18 protein-coding genes and 1 pseudogene are annotated in these 17,179 nt (G+C 32.4%); 3 read left to right on the forward strand and 16 right to left on the reverse strand.

Features of this window, described 5'->3' with window-relative positions; all coding sequences use genetic code 11:
• Positions 1-51: 51 nt before the first annotated feature.
• Complete coding sequence (locus C8C84_RS12970; protein WP_199717168.1) at positions 52-369, reverse strand: nuclear transport factor 2 family protein; 318 nt, start codon at positions 367-369, stop codon at positions 52-54.
• A 23-nt stretch (positions 370-392) separates the two neighbouring features.
• Positions 393-1,187 carry an SDR family oxidoreductase gene (locus tag C8C84_RS12975; protein WP_121314053.1) on the reverse strand — a complete coding sequence of 265 codons (795 nt, stop codon included), beginning with the start codon at positions 1,185-1,187 and terminating at the stop codon, positions 393-395.
• Between the two features lie 123 nt (positions 1,188-1,310).
• Here C8C84_RS12975 and C8C84_RS12980 point away from each other — a divergent pair, with 123 nt between their 5' ends.
• Positions 1,311-1,658: a helix-turn-helix domain-containing protein gene (locus tag C8C84_RS12980; RefSeq protein ID WP_121314054.1), complete on the forward strand. Its 348-nt coding sequence runs from the start codon at positions 1,311-1,313 to the stop codon at positions 1,656-1,658.
• Positions 1,659-1,810: 152 nt separating this feature from the next.
• Here C8C84_RS12980 and C8C84_RS12985 read toward each other — a convergent pair whose 3' ends face one another.
• Positions 1,811-2,719, reverse strand: coding sequence for an alpha/beta fold hydrolase (locus C8C84_RS12985; protein WP_121314055.1), 909 nt, complete (start codon positions 2,717-2,719; stop codon positions 1,811-1,813).
• 67 nt (positions 2,720-2,786) lie between these two features.
• A complete protein-coding gene (locus tag C8C84_RS12990) occupies positions 2,787-3,032 on the reverse strand; it encodes a hypothetical protein (protein WP_121314056.1) in 246 nt (81 codons plus the stop codon).
• A 327-nt stretch (positions 3,033-3,359) separates the two neighbouring features.
• On the opposite strand from C8C84_RS12990, the gene C8C84_RS12995 reads away from it, so the two are divergent.
• The gene (locus tag C8C84_RS12995; RefSeq protein ID WP_370453647.1) at positions 3,360-4,169 is read left to right on the forward strand and encodes an RteC domain-containing protein; all 810 of its coding nucleotides are present in this window, start codon (positions 3,360-3,362) and stop codon (positions 4,167-4,169) included.
• Between the two features lie 9 nt (positions 4,170-4,178).
• Here C8C84_RS12995 and C8C84_RS13000 read toward each other — a convergent pair whose 3' ends face one another.
• The 12 genes and pseudogenes from C8C84_RS13000 to C8C84_RS13060 all read right to left on the reverse strand — a co-directional run bounded on the left by C8C84_RS13000 (position 4,179) and on the right by C8C84_RS13060 (position 15,208).
• Positions 4,179-5,777 carry an alpha/beta hydrolase gene (locus C8C84_RS13000; protein ID WP_121314058.1) on the reverse strand — a complete coding sequence of 533 codons (1,599 nt, stop codon included), beginning with the start codon at positions 5,775-5,777 and terminating at the stop codon, positions 4,179-4,181.
• A 67-nt stretch (positions 5,778-5,844) separates the two neighbouring features.
• A pseudogene (locus C8C84_RS13005) lies at positions 5,845-6,102 on the reverse strand (tyrosine-type recombinase/integrase); the annotation flags it as partial.
• Between the two features lie 192 nt (positions 6,103-6,294).
• The gene (locus C8C84_RS13015) at positions 6,295-7,416 is read right to left on the reverse strand and encodes an ABC transporter permease (RefSeq protein ID WP_121314060.1); all 1,122 of its coding nucleotides are present in this window, start codon (positions 7,414-7,416) and stop codon (positions 6,295-6,297) included.
• A gap of 97 nt (positions 7,417-7,513) precedes the next feature.
• The gene (locus C8C84_RS13020; protein WP_112112172.1) at positions 7,514-8,620 is read right to left on the reverse strand and encodes an ABC transporter permease; all 1,107 of its coding nucleotides are present in this window, start codon (positions 8,618-8,620) and stop codon (positions 7,514-7,516) included.
• Positions 8,621-8,665: 45 nt separating this feature from the next.
• Positions 8,666-9,400 carry an ABC transporter ATP-binding protein gene (locus C8C84_RS13025; RefSeq protein WP_121314061.1) on the reverse strand — a complete coding sequence of 245 codons (735 nt, stop codon included), beginning with the start codon at positions 9,398-9,400 and terminating at the stop codon, positions 8,666-8,668.
• A gap of 8 nt (positions 9,401-9,408) precedes the next feature.
• Entirely contained in the window at positions 9,409-10,305 is an 897-nt protein-coding gene (locus tag C8C84_RS13030; RefSeq protein WP_199717170.1) for an ABC transporter ATP-binding protein, read from the reverse strand.
• Positions 10,305-10,592 carry a hypothetical protein gene (locus C8C84_RS13035; protein ID WP_121314063.1) on the reverse strand — a complete coding sequence of 96 codons (288 nt, stop codon included), beginning with the start codon at positions 10,590-10,592 and terminating at the stop codon, positions 10,305-10,307. The genes C8C84_RS13030 and C8C84_RS13035 overlap by 1 nt, the downstream gene beginning before the upstream one ends.
• Entirely contained in the window at positions 10,589-11,029 is a 441-nt protein-coding gene (locus C8C84_RS13040; protein ID WP_121314064.1) for a hypothetical protein, read from the reverse strand. Before C8C84_RS13040 ends, C8C84_RS13035 begins: the two co-directional genes overlap by 4 nt.
• A gap of 21 nt (positions 11,030-11,050) precedes the next feature.
• Positions 11,051-11,929, reverse strand: a complete 879-nt coding sequence (locus C8C84_RS13045) for an HlyD family secretion protein (protein WP_121314065.1) — start codon at positions 11,927-11,929, stop codon at positions 11,051-11,053.
• 26 nt (positions 11,930-11,955) lie between these two features.
• A complete protein-coding gene (locus C8C84_RS13050; RefSeq protein ID WP_121314066.1) occupies positions 11,956-13,206 on the reverse strand; it encodes a TolC family protein in 1,251 nt (416 codons plus the stop codon).
• Between the two features lie 3 nt (positions 13,207-13,209).
• On the reverse strand, positions 13,210-13,821 hold the full coding sequence (locus C8C84_RS13055; RefSeq protein WP_121314067.1) for a TetR/AcrR family transcriptional regulator: 612 nt from the start codon (positions 13,819-13,821) through the stop codon (positions 13,210-13,212).
• Positions 13,822-13,954: 133 nt separating this feature from the next.
• A complete protein-coding gene (locus tag C8C84_RS13060; RefSeq protein WP_121314068.1) occupies positions 13,955-15,208 on the reverse strand; it encodes a site-specific integrase in 1,254 nt (417 codons plus the stop codon).
• Between the two features lie 470 nt (positions 15,209-15,678).
• On the opposite strand from C8C84_RS13060, the gene C8C84_RS13065 reads away from it, so the two are divergent.
• A complete protein-coding gene (locus tag C8C84_RS13065; RefSeq protein WP_121314069.1) occupies positions 15,679-16,995 on the forward strand; it encodes a phage integrase SAM-like domain-containing protein in 1,317 nt (438 codons plus the stop codon).
• Positions 16,996-17,179 lie beyond the last annotated feature (184 nt).

Genomic DNA, 17,179 nt, shown 5'->3' on the forward strand with positions numbered 1-17,179 from the left:
AAACATCAGCTCTTAATGTTATAAATTTTGAGTATTAATTGTAATTATTTATCAGATAATCTTCAGCGATTGAATATGTTGGTCTTTAAATTCAAATTGATACGTCAACACAAGTGGACTTCCCGGAAAGGTTCCTGAAATTTGTGCTTTCAAAGTCTTCTTAATTTCGGAATATTCAAGAGGTTTCATTACGACTTGATATCCTTTATTGGCTTTATCAATCCATCTTTCGATTTCTTTTCTGCCTTTGTGTGTATTTCCTTCATCAAATACAACAGCCATTTCAGAAAAACAATTGGCATAAGCCATACTGTCAAAATTATCTTGTGCTTTTACAAGGTCGACAATTACTTTAGGTAAATTTTTCATATTCATTAAAATTATGTTGATTATTAAACTGTTGGTATTGTTCCACCGTCTATTACAAACTCGGTTCCGGATAAGTAGTTAGCCCTTGGCGAAACTAAAAAACCGACAAATTCTGCAATTTCTTCCGGTTCTGCCGGACGGCCTATTGGAATTCCGCCCAAAGCATCCATAACACTTTGAGTTGCCTGTTCAATGGTTGTGTTTGAACTTTCAGCAATTCGCTCCATCATTGCTTTTGAGGCTTTAGTATTTATCCAACCCGGTGAAACCGTCAATACACGAATGCCTTTGGAAGCAACCTCGTTCGATAAACCCTTACTGTAATTAATTAAACCTGCTTTTGCTGCAGCATATGGCAATGTGGAATCATATAAAGGTAATTTGCCCTGAATGGAAGCGATGTGAATAATCACACCTCTTTTTTGTGCTATCATTTGTGGCAGAAAACCACGGTCTAAACGAACAGGTGCCAGCAAATTACTTTGAAGAGTCTGCAGCCAATCTTCGTCATTCAAAACGGAAAACCCACCTCCTTTTGCTTCAGAACCACCCAAATTGTTTACTAAAATGTCTAATGTGTCAAATTTGGTAAGTACTTCCTTAACTACTTTTTTTGTACCTAATGGAATAGTCAAATCAGCCGCAATAAAATGCAGTTTTTCATTGGGTTCGTCCGGAAAGTTTCTTGCTGTGATGATTACTGTTGCACCTGCCGCTAAAAGTCTTTCTGCAATGGCTTTTCCTGAACCTTTTGTGCCTCCGGTTACCAAAGCAATTTTTCCGGATAATTCGTTGTTAAAATTAAAATCGTGTTTCATTGTTTACTTTTTTGTACAAAATTCAGTTATATATGAATATCAGTCAATTACGGAAATACGATTCACATAGGGATAAATTTCTCCCCTATTGCTCAATTTGGTACATTGAACTAAATTTGTTTTATGAAAGAAAGAAAAATTCCTTTGAACTTAAATTGTGGTCTTGACTTGATTGGCGAAGTGCTTTATGGCAAATGGAAAATTCGTTTGCTGTGGTTTATAAATGAAGGTCATAAACGCCCAAGTGAACTTCAACGTAAAATTCCTGATGCATCTCGACGCGTATTAAATATTCAGTTGAAAGAATTGGAAGAACATGAATTAGTTACAAAAATCATTTATCCTGTTGTTCCTCCTAAAGTTGAATATTCATTAACCGATTTTGGAGCAACTTTAATTCCAGTGATTTCAGCTTTGGGCAATTGGGGTGATGAAAATGAAGAACGGTTGAGAACTCTTATTATGAAATAGAGTTGAAAATTAATTATCTTGGCTTATTAAGATTATGAAGTAATGAAAGTTAAGTATTGACTATTTAGAATACCACCTTTAATAAAACGAAAACACATGAAGTTGATTTTTTTCTTCGTGTGTTTTCGTTTCTTAGCATTAAGCTACCTAAATTATTGTTTGGCAAATTTCTCTAACTCTGTATTGAATTTCTCCATTTCTTCCACAAATAAGGCGTGTCCGCTATTTTCAAATTGAATGATGAAAGAGTTTTTAATTCCTTTATGGAGTTCTTCTGCAAATGCAAATGGACATAATTTGTCTTGAGTACCGTGGAATATGGCCACCGGAATTTTAATTTTTGATAGTTCCGGACGTAAATCAAGGTCCAATAAGGCTTTTATCGATTCCGTGATAGCATAGGGAGAAGCTTCTAAGTTGATACTTTCCAACCATTTTTCTACATTTTTAGAAATAGTACCTTCTTTCGCAGGAAAAGCACTGCCAAATCCGGCAATTAAATCTTGTCTTGCGGTCATGGTTTGTGTGATTAATCCACTTGCATCTGCCTCTGAAATGCCATGAGGAGCGCCGGCTCTTTTTTTCCAAGAAGGTGCAGCTGCACCAAATAATGCCAGTTTACTAACATGTGCCGAGTCATATTTTGTTACATAATGAATCACAACTGCACCACCCATTGAAAAACCACCCATCACGGCATTTTGAATTTTCAGTTTTTCCAAAACTACTTTAATGTCGTCCGAGAAAACATCAAAATCATAACGCCCATAAGGCTTGTCTGATTTTCCAAAACCTCTCAAGGTAATCCCAATAACCCTGAAGCCTTTACGACTTAAATATTGGTACTGATACTCATACATGGCGTCACTTAATGGCCAACCATGAATTAAAACGATGGGCTGGCCTTCGCCAAGGTCGGTTACGTGAAGTTTTACGCCTTTTTCTACTTCAATATATTCTGCTCTACCTAAAGAAGCAGGTGTTCTTTTTTCTTGTGAAAACGATACATTATTAGTTAATAATGTTGTAAATAATCCGATGGTTAAAATTAAATTTTTCATGCTTTTAAATTTTAAAATTGTTACTATTAATTTGATGAAGCAAAGTTGAAGCGGAAAGATTAACTATTCAATGCACAGTATTGTAAGCCTTGATTATATTCTCATAATCATTTGCGGACTTTGATTTTAAAAGATAGGTATAGGCATAAATGGAATCCAGAGAATCATTGTCCTCATTTTCGTCCATTCTATCAACAATGTAATTAATGCTTTTGTTTTTAAGCGTGTCAGGAATTTTAAATACTTTTTGCTGCGCGTTACTTTTTTGAGTAAGAATAAAGGCAACTGCCAAAATGATTTTAAGTGTTTTCATTCTTGATTATGTAGGTTACTATTTGGGGCAATCTGTATGAAATCTTCGGGTATTTAATTGAGGTGTGAAAAATAGTAATTAAAATAATAATGTCAAATTGAGAATTTAGGGGAAATTCAAAGCTTCAATCTTTGAATGTGTAATTGATTAATAAACAATTAATTACATTTAATAAATTAGAGAAGGATTAATTAATCCTTGCATTTTTGCGAATCAACAATTGTTTAATGGCTTTTGCTATGGCTTGGAAATCAGAACTTCTGATTTTAGATTTGTTACGAACAAACATTACCAGTTTTCCCTATGACAGATTTTGCAACCGAGTTGTTGGAAAATTTAGAGGCTCAGTTAAATGAAATTGAAGTAGAGAGAGATTTAATTAAAGCAGCTGAAAATTCCATTAAGGCAACAATTGTTATTTTAGAAAAACTCAAAACTCACTTCGTCCGACATGAGTTTGAGAACAAAATTGATGAAATTAATTTTTTCAAATTCGTAAAACCACAATTTGTTTCGAAGTTGATCTATCACAATGAGATTTACAACATTGAATCGAACAAGCCATTTGGTGGAACAAAGTATCTACGGAAATACTATTCGGCCGAACTTTCTAAATTGAAATCCTACTTTAATGAAAACGTGGAATTTTATAAGTACTACAGGACAGGAAGTGTCTACCTTGATAAGAAGTATTTTGTCCGCGGCCGCTATGATATTAAACTGACTTTAGATAGTTCATATTTTCAGGCTGACAATCGTTTTACTACATCGCATGATTTTAAAGTGGCCAAGATTATCGCTAATGATTTAATCCAGACTTATCTTGAACGGGAAATAATTAAGCTGGATAATAAACCGGTGCCGTATGCGATTACTGAAAGGCAGGTGCAAAAATGGACCGGTTCGAAAGTTGCATTGATTGAATTAATTTATGCGCTACACGCCGAAGGCGTTTTCAATAATGGAATGACTGACTTAAAAGAAACTGCGAAGTTCTTTGAGGAAACGTTTGATATTGACTTGGGGCAATTTCACAGAACGTTTTTTGAAATGCGCGCGCGGAAGAGTGAGCGGACTAAGTTTTTAAATTCTTTGAGGGAAACTTTGGTTAGGAGAATGGATGAGGTGGATGAATGAAATAAAATTCTATTTTGGAAAAAGCCAGTAAGGCAAGTTGTTTTTTGTTATTTCTCGGAGTCTTCTGTCGATGGGACTCAAGCCTTGGGTTAGAAGGTAATAAATATCACTTAATAAAATTTTACTTTCAAAGATGTAGCTATGAGAGTTTTGACTTAGAATATTAGATGCTTCAACTGTGTCAACATTTTTATCTAAAAACATTTCGTCACCAATTTGTCCCAACCTCAATCTTTTTCGCCTTACGAAGCTTGAAGCATTTAGCGCCTTATCATGGTCTGAAGCATAAATGGTTCTTCTCTGTCCAATCATTTTAAATTCCGGGAGTATTGTATTGCGAAACTCTTCTTGATCAATGTCAGGTGCTCCTAGAATGAGTTGTTGAATTTTTATAAGTTCCTTTACGTAAAGAGGGTTACGTCTGAGTAAGTTTAATGAAAGTGTAAGTACTAAACTACCCATGCTATGAGCGACAATGTGTAAATGCTCTAGGTCAGTCTTTGTCAATATCTGTTGTAAAAATAATTCAAACTCGGGGGCGCTACTTCGGGCTTTAGCTTCATCAGATAAATAATCTGGAAGTTTTCCGGAAGAAGGCCAACTAAAGAACCCAGCGTAACCATCAAAAGGTAAGTCCCAAGCAAGTTGGGCGGTTCTACGCGCAGCATCCTCAAAGCTTGTGTTGTAACCATGGACAAAAAGGAGTGCATTTTTTTTTGGAAATCCTGAAATATGTTTTTTAAATTCCTTAAGAAATGTCGTATCATCTAAGGCTTCAACACTTTTAATTATAACATGTTCATTTTCATCTTCTGGTAAACTCCACAAAATAATTTTACCAGGTCTTTCAAGCTCACCTTGAATATGCCCCATAGGTATTTGAACTTCACAATGTCCATATTGAAGCTCATTTCCGCTATTTGAACCATATGATTGTATGTTGCCTTTCTTTTGAAGGACTTCGCGATTAGTAGCGTAAAATATTTTGATTTTACCGCCTTTATCTTCTTTTGCAGGTAAAATGTAATTTAACTTTTCGATTTCATGAGATGCGCTATGACTTTCGTAAGATTGAAAACCTAAATCATCCTTAAAACCATGTAAGTTTTCATAGATTCGTGTGATTGAATTTCCAAATTGACGTTCTATGTTAGAGAGATCAACTGATTTCAGTTGTTGTATCTCATTGCTTTCATGAAAAATTTTTCTATTTACTTCTCCAAAATCACTTTCTCGAGCCCATTGAATAGTTAAAATTACTTCATTCCCATCTAAAATATTTTTATTCTCTATAAATCCTAATTTTTTAATTGTTTGATTTTCAACTCCTAATATTCTATCATGCTTTCGTATTTTGGAGGTATTTCGAACAGCTGCTACTAAGTTTCTAATCTCACCATTTTCCTGCTCCGGGTGAGCCTTTGCAACCTCAATTGTCAAATTGCTCATATTTTCATGGATGCTTCCATGAATTTCCGACCAATCAAATTTGACCGTACTGAAATTATTGTCTTGCTCTTTCCAACTTCTATGACTGGAGTTATTTAATTGAATAGCATAATACTTTCCTGAAAAATATTCGTTTTTTACTAAGGAGGACTCGTTCATAAAATAGTTTCTTAAAAGTCAAATTTATTTAAAAAAAGTCTAATAAGTCCGCTATTGAAATGAATTATTAAGCTTGTTTTACATTATAGCTTTTTTGAGCGAATTTCTGTTTTAAAATTGCCATATCATCACTAACTTTTTTGTCTAAAATTTTTGCGTAGTGCTGTGTAGTCTTGATGTTTTTATGACCAAGCATCTTGCTTACGCTTTCAATTGGAACGCCATTTGTCAATGTTACTGTTGTGGCAAATGTATGCCGCGCAATATGAAAAGTCAACTCTTTATCGATTTTGCAAACTCCAGCAATTTCTTTTAGATACGCGTTCGAGCCGAACCAAAAATAGTTACGCATGGACCAAGGAAATGTAATTTTCTAAATGCTCTTATAAAATTAATTTGAACCCTAAATGTGAACATTAGCTCTTTAAATCTCGATAGCGGACCTCGAAAGAATAAAGATTCATTCGTAACTAATTTATTACCATTCATTTTTAATACCTTTTAAAAACTTAAACTTCTAATTTGATTTTTTATAACTCCAAACCGCCATGCCGTTTACAAATACTGCAAATCCGGTAACAATTAATAGGTTTGGCAATACTTCATAAAATCCGGATCCTTTTAGTAGAACCATTCTTATGAACTCTACAAAGTATCGAATAGGGTTTAACAATGTTAAGCTTTGCGCCCATTTTGGCATACTTTCGATAGGTGTAAATAAACCACTCATTAATATGAAAATCACCATAAAGAACCACGCAATAAACATTGCTTGTTGTTGGGTTTCGGTATGATTAGATATGTATAGTCCGAATCCTAAAATTAATAGTAAATACACTGATGTGAAACCATAAACAAGGAAAATATTACCTAGCATGGGAACATTAAAAACAACTTTAGCTATAAGCAAACCAACAGTCAAAATCACTAAGCCAAGTACCCAAAATGGAAATAATTTTCCAACTATAAACTGATATTTTTTTATTGGTGTTACATTAATTTGCTCCAATGTACCTAACTCTTTTTCTCTAACTATATTCATTGATGACAGAAATAAAGTAAGCATAGTAACCAATAAAACCAAGATACCTGGAACCATAAAGGTTTTGTAGTTTAAGGTTTTGTTGTACCAAAAAGACGGTATAACTATAATATTTTGAGGTATTTCTTTGTTTCCTGAAAAATAGTTGGACTGCATTTGAATATTTTGATTGTATGTATTTATGATTTGTGTTACATATACATTTTCAACACCTGCTGTTGCAGCATCTATAGCATTAATACTTACTGAAATACTTGTTTTTTGGTCTTTTTGAAGGTCACGATTGAAGTGAATTGGAATATTTACAATAATGTCGGTTTTTCCTTTTTGCATTTCTTGGATAGCTTCTTTTTCAGAAAAATAGGGTTCTGTAACTTTAAAATAGGTTGAGGATTTAAACGAATTTATTAAATCTCTTGATTCCCGACTTTGGTCATTGTCAACAAAGGTTATTGCAATATTTTTAACATCGAATGTAGCTGCATTTGACAAGATTAATAATTGCAAAATGGGTAATATAAATATAAGTTGAAGCATGCTTTTATCTCTAAAAATTTGCTTGAATTCTTTTTGTATGATGAATAATATTGTTTTCATTGTGTGATTTTTAGCCCTGATTGCAGTGGAAATCCTTTTCTTTTTTTCTTTAAAAAAGAAAAGATTGGAGCGGAAAGCAGGAAATAGCTCCTAAAAATTATTCTAATCTAATTTTATATTTTTTGATGCTCAATGTTATAAAAAATACGGTCATCCCAATTAATATAAGGGTTTCTTTCCAAATATATTGAATTCCGACTCCCTTGAGCATAATGGCTTTTACAATAATAATGAACCATTTTGCAGGTATGATGTTACTGATTACTTGCATGGGTAAAGGCATACTATTTATAGGAAATATGAATCCTGATAGAATAATTACTGGTAGCATCAAACCCATTAATGATAACATCATTGCGGTTTGTTGAGAATTAGAAACGGTAGAAATTAATATCCCCAATGAAAGAGCAGAAATGATAAATAATATACTTTCAAAAGCTAACAAAAAGATGCTTCCATTTATAGGCATTTTGAACACAAAATAGCCTAATGTTAATATTACGATTGCATTGATAATGGAAAGAAAAATATAAGGAAATACTTTTCCAATAATTACTTGAAATGGTTTTAATGGAGAAACTAAAAGAATTTCCATAGTGCCTAATTCTTTTTCTCGTGTGATAGAAATAGAGGTCATCATAGCTGAAACAAGCATTAGAATAACGGTCATTACACCTGGAACAAAATTAAAAACACTTTTGAGTTCAGGATTATAAAACATTCTCGATTGTACTTCAACCTTTACCGGATTACTATTGGATTGTTTTTTTTGCGATTGATAATTTTGTATAATTGCTGAGGTATAATTTGCTATTGTGTTGGCAACATTAGGTTCGGTCGCATCGGTAATTGCTTGAACTACTGCTACTTTTTTGGTTTCTAGATTTTTACTAAAATTTGGTTCGAAAATAAGAACTGCCTTGATTTTTCCTTTTTTAAATTCTGATTCTATGTCGCTTTCTTTTTCAATTTGGTTTTCAACATTAAAATAAGGTGATGCTTTTATTTTATAGATAATTTTTTGTGTTTCTATATCATTTGATTGGTCTAAAATGGCAATGTCAACATTGTTAATTTCATTTGTTATGGCAAAACCAAACAATAAAATTTGGGCAATCGGCATACCAAACAGAATAAACAAAGAACGTTTATCTCTGAAAATATGGTAGAATTCTTTTTTTACAAATCCGATAAATCTTTTCATTTGTTTTTTGTTTCTAGTTTAAGTTTCAAGTGTTGTAGTGATTTATTATTCTATATTCCTTGCTAATTTTAAAAAAACATCATTCATAGAATCTACTTTGAATTGTAGTTTTAAATTTTTTGGAGTGTCTAAAGCTTCAATAGAGCCGTCAACCATAATAGAAACACGGTCACAATATTCTGCTTCATCCATGTAATGTGTGGTTACAAAAATGGTAGTACCTTTATAAGCTTGTGTATAAATCATTTCCCAAAATTGTCTTCGGGTTATTGGGTCAACGCCTCCTGTTGGCTCATCGAGAAAAACAATTTTTGGCTCGTGCAGTAATGCAACTGAAAACGACAATTTTTGTTTCCAACCCAATGGTAACGATCCCACTAAATTATTGACCACATCTTGAAGCTGTAATTCTTCGACTAATTGGGCTATTTTTTGTTTAATTTGAATTCTTGATAATCCATAAATTCCACCAAAAAAAGTAATGTTTTCTTTTATCGTTAAATCATCGTACATAGAGAATTTTTGGCTCATATATCCTATACTTTTTTTAACCATTTCGGCTTGTGTATGTACATCAAAACCAGCCACATTGGCTTCTCCAGAAGTGGGATTTGAAATTCCAATCAACATTTTCATTGCCGTTGTTTTTCCTGCTCCATTGGCTCCTAGAAACCCAAAAATTTCTCCTTTATACACATCAAAAGAAATACCTTTGACAGCCGTGAAGTTGCCAAATTGTTTGGTTAGGTTTTGTACAGATATAATTTTTTCTTTGTCCATTTTTTTATTTATAAGTCCATAAAAACATCTTCAATCGTTATTATTGCGGGTTTAATAACGATATCCGCATGATTTTTATTTTTTAAATAATCGTGTAAATCATTTGGATTAAAATCTGCTTTTTTATCAATGTAATGAATGAATTCGCCAAACGCATAAACACTGTATTGATTGGGATAATTTTTCAAGTCGTGAATCAAACCATGTGTGTTTTTTGCTCGTACATCATAAATTACTTTTTCGTAGTTGTTAATGATATTTTCAGGTGTTTCTATTTTTAAAATTTTGCCTTTTTGAATTAATGCAATTCTATCGCAAAGCGAAGCTTCGTCCATATAAGGAGTTGAAACCAAAATGGTAATGCCTTTTTTTTGCAATCGTTTGAGCATAATCCAAAATTCTTTTCGGGAAACGGGATCCACTCCAGTGGTAGGTTCGTCAAGAAATAATACTTTTGGCGCATGAATTAACGCACAACACAAAGCTAATTTTTGTTTCATTCCGCCAGAAAGCGCTCCAGCTCTTCTTGTTTTGAAAGGCTCAATTTGAACGTAAATGTCTTTGATTAAATCATAATTTTCTTCGATGGTGGTTCCGAAAATAGTGGCAAAAAACTCCAAATTTTCTTCTACGGTTAAATCCTGATACAATGAGAATTTACCAGGCATATATCCCACAGAATTTCTAATTTCTTTAATGCCTTTGATTACATCAAAACCTGCCACTTCTGCGCTACCTTCGTTGGCTACTAAAAGTGTTGTCAGTATTCTGAAAATAGTTGTTTTTCCGGCACCATCTGGACCAATTAGGCCAAATAATTCCCCGTCATTTACATTAAAAGTAATGTTTTCAACTGCTTTTATGTTTTTGTAAGATTTTGATATGTTGTTTACTGCAATACTCATTATTTTATCAATAAGAAATTACTTTCGTCAATTGCTTTTACAGCGTGTTTAACATTTTCTTCGATCATTACATAAGTGCCTGAATTGAGATTAATGACTGTTCCTTTTTCATCTGTAAAAACAGCATTTCCCGAAATGCAAACTAACAATGCAGGTATTTTTGAAACGTGTTCTTTAAGTATTTCACCTTTTGCTATTTGCAATGAAATTACTTTAGCGTCTTTTGGTTCAAATAATAATTGTGTTTGAACGGGTTTATTTTCGGTATGTAAGTTTTTTAAAATCATTGGAAAAATTGATTAAATGTTTTAAACGAATTTTGAATTTCTGTAAACTGATTTGCTGATTTTTCTTTAGAAAACGAATCGACTAATTCTATATAAGGAACTAACCATTTGTGAAGTTCGTCATGAGCTTGTCCTTTCATGGTACAATTTGATGTTAGTATATCAATATTTGTCTTTAATTTATCAGCTAATAATGAATAATTAGTGTTTTTTTCTTGGTCAAAATGGACTACATCTTTTTCCATATTACGAATGTGTATCATCATATTATCATCTACCTTCCATTTTTCACCATTGTTTAATTGAATTGTTTCGCTTTGAGAATGTTGGTGTTCTTCAGTTTTAATTTCAGTAGCTTTTTCTTCTTTCGATTTCGTATTACAAGAGAAAAGGAGTAATATAACTGTGGCTAAAAAGGCAATTTTTATTTTTAACATTTCTTGTAATTTTTTTAATTATTATTTAAACCACATTTCTGCCGGCATTCCGATTTTTAGACTGCCATCATTTTTTACTTTTACCTTTACGGCATAAACGAGATTTACTCGTTCTTCTTTTGTTTGAATAATTTTAGGAGTAAACTCTGCCGAAGATGCAATCCATGAAATGTTTCCTTGATATGATTTCATATCTTTTTCAGCATCAATTTTTACCGATACATTTTGTCCAACTTTTATTTTTGACAACTGTGTTTCGCTTACATAGATTCGTAAAGTCATTTCAGAAATATCAGCTACCTTGTATAGTGGTTTTCCAAATGCTGTTATTTCGCCTGGTTCAGCATACTTAGTTAAAACAGTTCCATTAATAGGATTAATAATTTTACTTTTTGCTATTTGATCATTGATTCTAGCAATTTGTACATCTATCGATTTTAAGTCATTTAAAATAGGTGCATTTTGAGTTCCGACACTTTTTATTTGCTCTTCGATAACTTTTACCTTTCCTTCAATTTCATCTACTTGTCGTTTAGTTGCAGCATTTTCAGCATACATATTACGGATTCGGTTTTTCTCTAATTTAGCTGTTTTTAATTGTTCATTTAAGACGCTTTTTTGTGATATTATATTTGCGGATTTTGACGACACGGTGCTTTTAGAGGCAATTAATTGTTGTTTCGCAAAATGTAATTGTAATGTATCAACTAATCCTACTTGTAATTGAGATTTTAATTCATCTCCTTCTTCGACTTTTAAAAACTCTATTTTACCGTTAGCTTCTGAAGAAATAGTTATTTCAGTTGCTTCAAAATTCCCATAACCGTCAGCTTTGTCGTTATTTTTGTTACAAGAAATTAACCCTATCGTTGCTAAAATTATAATGCTTATTTTTTTCATTTTTTTTAAATTTTTCGGATCCTATTTTATTTTCCCTTAATTATTTCGTAATTTGATTTAGCCGCTGTTAATTGAACTTCATGCGTTTTCAAAATATTTTTTGCTTCAAATAAATTGGTTAATTCTATAAGATATTCAGACGATGTTATAACACCATTTTTCAATTGAACATCTGAGGATTTAATAATTTTTTCACGTATTTGAATTATTTCGGCATCAGAAAGTAGCAGTTGTTCTATTTTTTTAATTTCATAATCTTGCTCTTCTAATTGTATTTTGTTATTTAATTCAAATGTTTCTTTCTCAGATGTCACTATTTCTTTTGATATATCTAATGCTTTTTTATCTGTTTTTGTTTTACCCCAATCAAAAATATTCCAATTAGCTTTTACCCCAACAACATAGAATGTTTGAAAAGAATTGTCTAACATGTTTAATCCTGGATTACCATAACCCGCCTGACCAAAAGCATTTATTTTTGGAAGATTTGATTTAGATAAAACATTTTTTGAGAACTCTAATTGCTGATTTTGTAAATCATAAAAAGCAATTTCGGGTCTTATTAAATTAGTGCTATTTGTATATGATAATGGTTGTATTAAAGTTGTTTCGGTATCAATTTTTGAAAAAGTTAATTCTGAAAGGTTATTTAATAATTTGATGTTTTCAAATTTAATTTCTGTTAATTGCTGGTTTATTTTAATAATTTCTGCTTCTAAAACCTGTTCTGATGATGGAAGAATTGCTCCAAATTTGACTCCCGATTTCACTTCCTTAACTTTGGAATTTAATAACTCTTTTTTTGAAGATAGTAGTGCTTTTTTTTCTTGAAGTAACAAAACAGAAAAGAAATATTGATTGATTCGAGTTTTTATCTGATATAAACTAACTTCGATTAGTTGTTGTTGTGTTTTGGTTTGCGCTTCTTTTAATTTAGTATTTGCATCAATTATTCCACCATTGTATAATAATTGATTTACATCTAAAGTTGCTCTATATTGATCTTTTTTTAAAGATTGAACTCCTGGCAGAGAAGTAGGTAAACCTATCACTTCAGATTGATAAGTTGCTTGTGCGTTTACATCGATTTTTGGTAACTTTCCTTTGCTTAATGCTTCAATTTCATAGCTTGATTTTTGTTCTATTAATCCTGTTTGTTTTGATAAAGGATAATTTTTAGTGGCTAATGTGTAACAATCTTCCAAGGTTAAAGTCTGTTGAGCATTTGTATATATTGATAAAAGCAATAATATCAGTATGATTAACTTAGTTTTCATAATTTATATTTTTATTGAATTGATGATAAACTCAGCCACTTCAGTTTTTCTATTTTCTAGTATTTTATTGTAGCTTTCTTTATCCACATTAACAAGGGTCATTAATAGAGGTTCTCCAATAAAAGGAAAAATATTTAAAGAGATAATATTGATAAATAACTGTTCCGCTTCAATTGGTTTAATAATTCCTTGAATTATAGCATCACTTACTTGAAGTTTAAATTTTTCAATGGAAGGAAATTTTTTTTCAGAGCGAAGCTTTTTAACAAATTCTGGGTTTTTATTTAATTCTTGTATTACAAAGTTTGGCAAATAGGGATGTTTGATTACAAACGAAACATAATTTTCAGTGAACTTTCGTATTTTTTCAAATAAGTCACTATCATCATTTAGCACTTTATTTAATTGTGGTGCTAAAAGCGAAAAAGCACTTTTGAAAACAGCTTCAAATAATAATTGTTTGCTTCTATAATAATAATGCAATAATGCTTTATTAATTTTTGCTTTATCTGCTATTTCTTGCATTCTTGCCCCTGCCATTCCTTTTTGCTGAAAGATTTCTTTTGCAGCTATTAATATTTCATTTTCAGTATTTTCAGTTTTAATTTTATCCATATTGTTTAATTATATAGTTTAACTATTTGGTTAACAAAATTACTAAAAGAAAATTACTAAAATGGTGTTTATGCTTTTTTTAACAAATAATAAAATCTTAATAGCTTTAAATAGCCTTGATTACTAGAAATTTTTAGCTTGCGACAGAAGATTTTTTCAATATATTATTGTCTAAAATTGAAAATTTATCTTTTAAAATCTTCATATCATCACTCACTTTTCTATCCAAAACTTTAGCATAATGCTGTGTAGTTCTTAAATTTTTATGCCCAAGCATTTTGCTCACGCTTTCAATAGGAACACCATTGGTAAGTGTCACAGTAGTGGCAAATGTATGTCGAGCAATGTGAAAGGTTAATTCTTTTTCAATTTCACAAACTCCTGCTATTTCTTTTAAATAGGCATTCATCTTTTGGTTGGATAGGATAGGTAGTAGCTTATCTTCATTTACACACTGTGGATGATTTTCGTATTTATCGATTATCAATTGTGTTACAGGAAGGATTGGAATTTTGGAAGCACTTTCAGTTTTTTGCCTATGTGTGAATATCCATTTCTCGCCATCTATTCCATAGCTTATATGCGATTTTGTTAAGTTTTTGACATCTATGTATGCCAAACCAGTAAAGCAGCTAAAAAGAAAGATATCACGAACTAGTGAAAGTCTTTCTGTTTTGAAATCTTTTTCAATTATTGATTGGATTTCTGCTTCAGCTAGATAAACTCTCTCAACTTCTTTGATTTTTGATTTATAATTAGCAAATGGGTTCTTATCTATCCAGTCATTGTCCAAACAAAGCTTGATTATTTTATTGAAGTTTTTAAGATATTTGACCGCTGTATTATTAGCACAGTTTCTAACGCTTCGTAAATAGAATTCGTAGTCACAAACAAATGCATTGTCTATTTTTGTGATGTCGATATCTGATATTTGATATTTCCATTGCAGAAACTCTTCCGTATGCTTTAATGATGTTTTGTAACGTTCCAATGTTCCTGGAGCATATTCTTTGCCTACCAATTCTTTAATTTTATTGTTATGATCCTGGAATATCGGTATCAACATTCTTTTGCGGTCATTGGCTCCGAAAATTTCGTTTTTCAAATTTTCAGATGTTACTTCCATATCTTTTTTAAACAAGCGCTTTTCAGCGTCTAAAACTTTTGTTTTTAAATAATCAAGATATTCATTTATTGTACGGGCTTCTTTAGTGCCGCCCTTCACTTTAGACCCTTCGCTAGACCAGTTGTCAGGAGACACACTTTTATTGGCACTAAATTCAAATCTTTTGGCATCGATTGTAACCCTAACATAAATAGGGCAAACTCCATTACTGTTGACTTTTGCTCTCTTAATATAAAAGAGAATTGAAACGGGTGAATTCATAAGTGGTAACCTTTAGTTATTATTAAATTTAAAATTTTCAATAATGACAAACAAGATGTTCACTATTTGAATAGGTTAGTGAACAGGTTGCCGGATTGGTGAGAAGATTTCTGCGAGGAGTCACTTAATTTTGAAAAAGCAAGTGACTCCTTTTAGGACACCTAAGGTTTGATATTTTATGAATAATTTGATATTCTGTAAAAGAAAAAACCCCACTAAATCCTTGAATTTAGTGAGGTTTATTTCATTTTGCTTTTCAGCTAGCGGAGAAAGAGGGACTACAACAACTGTTCATGTTTAATCTTGCTTACTCAATGAATTTTTACAAACCCTTGTAAATACTGTTAAATTTACAATTTTAACAGCACAGATGAGAGCAAATAAAATCAAACAAACATAAAGGTTGTTGTCTTATTGTTGTCTAAGTTATTTTAATTACTATATTTGTTATATATTAAATTACAGTACCAATGGCGACAATCAAATTTATGTTGCAAAGCGAAAGCAACAACGCTCCGATTTATCTCAGACTATCAGTCGGAAAGGGCAATACTCCAAAACGTAAGACGAGAGAGTTCATCGATGCCAAATCATGGAGCAAGGCAAAAGGCTATCCGAACGACAAGGAAGTCGAAGGCAAAAACCTAAAATCAAAGCTCATCGACCTTGAATCATACGTACAGAAGCAATTAAACGCTGATGATGCCAAAGGGCTGACAATTGATGGCAACTGGTTAGAGAAAACGATTGACAAGTTCCACGACCGCATCGAACCTGATAGTTTGGATTACTTGATTCCATACGGCGAACACTTTTTGAAACGTTTACCATATCAAACTACTTCGAAGGGAAAGAAAGGTGTAGATGCTTCAACCATTACAAAATATAAAACGATTGTCGAAAAGCTTAGAGGATTTCAAGAGCACATGAATAAAACGTATTTGGTACGTGATGTAAATATGACATTCCATGCTGAGTTTCTCGAGTATCTTGAAACTGTTGAAAGTATTAGTGATAATACAGCCGGGCGTTATTTGGCCTTTGTAAAAACTATCGTTTTAAACGCACAAAAGAACGGAATCACAATCAGCCCTCAAATTGCCGACTTCAAGGGATTTTCCATAAAAGTTCCAATTGTGACGCTGACCTTTAAAGAAATCGAGCAAGTCAAAGCGGCTGTTTACAAAGACGAGAAAATGGATATTGCACGCGATTGGCTCGTGATGTCTTGCTTTCTCGGACAGCGTGCGAGTGACCTTTTCAGGATGAATAAACAGATGGTTGAAAAGCATCACGGATACCGATTTATTTCTCTAACACAACAGAAAACACAAAAAGCGGTGCAGATACCAATCCACGAAGAAGTGGATATTATTCTCAAAAAGTATAGCGGTCAATTCCCGCCGCTTTTCGCTAAAAATCTTGGCAGCAACAGCGCAATGTATGACCGACTTTTGAAAGATGTGTGCGCAATAGCAAAAATCAATACCATCACAGAAGGAAACCTCACCGATCCCAAAACCAAGAAATATGGTAAAGGAAACTATCCAAAGTGGATGTTGGTTTCGTCACACATTGGACGAAGAAGCTTTGCCACAAACTTTTATGCTAAAAACGAATATCCAACCCCACTACTGATGGCGGTTACTGGACATTCGACAGAAACAATGTTTTTGGAGTATATCGGTAAAAAACCTATGGATTATGCGATTCAGTTGGCGGAGATTTGGGCGGCAAAGTCTGAAAAAAAATGTACAACTCAATTGCTGACACTTAAAGCAGTTTAGTAATAAAATATTTTTATTTTCAAAGCCCTTCATGGGCTTTTTTTTATTAGAAAAATATGTGACATGACAGATTTTAAAATTGTTGTTATCTTGCCATCCAAGCAACAGCTATGAAAGGCATCCGCATGTTTGAGTGTTTTGGATTAAATGCCGAGAAAAAAAGAGTCATTCACAGTTAAAGAAC

It is taken from the genome of Flavobacterium sp. 102, from assembly GCF_003634615.1.
Classification (GTDB): domain Bacteria; phylum Bacteroidota; class Bacteroidia; order Flavobacteriales; family Flavobacteriaceae; genus Flavobacterium.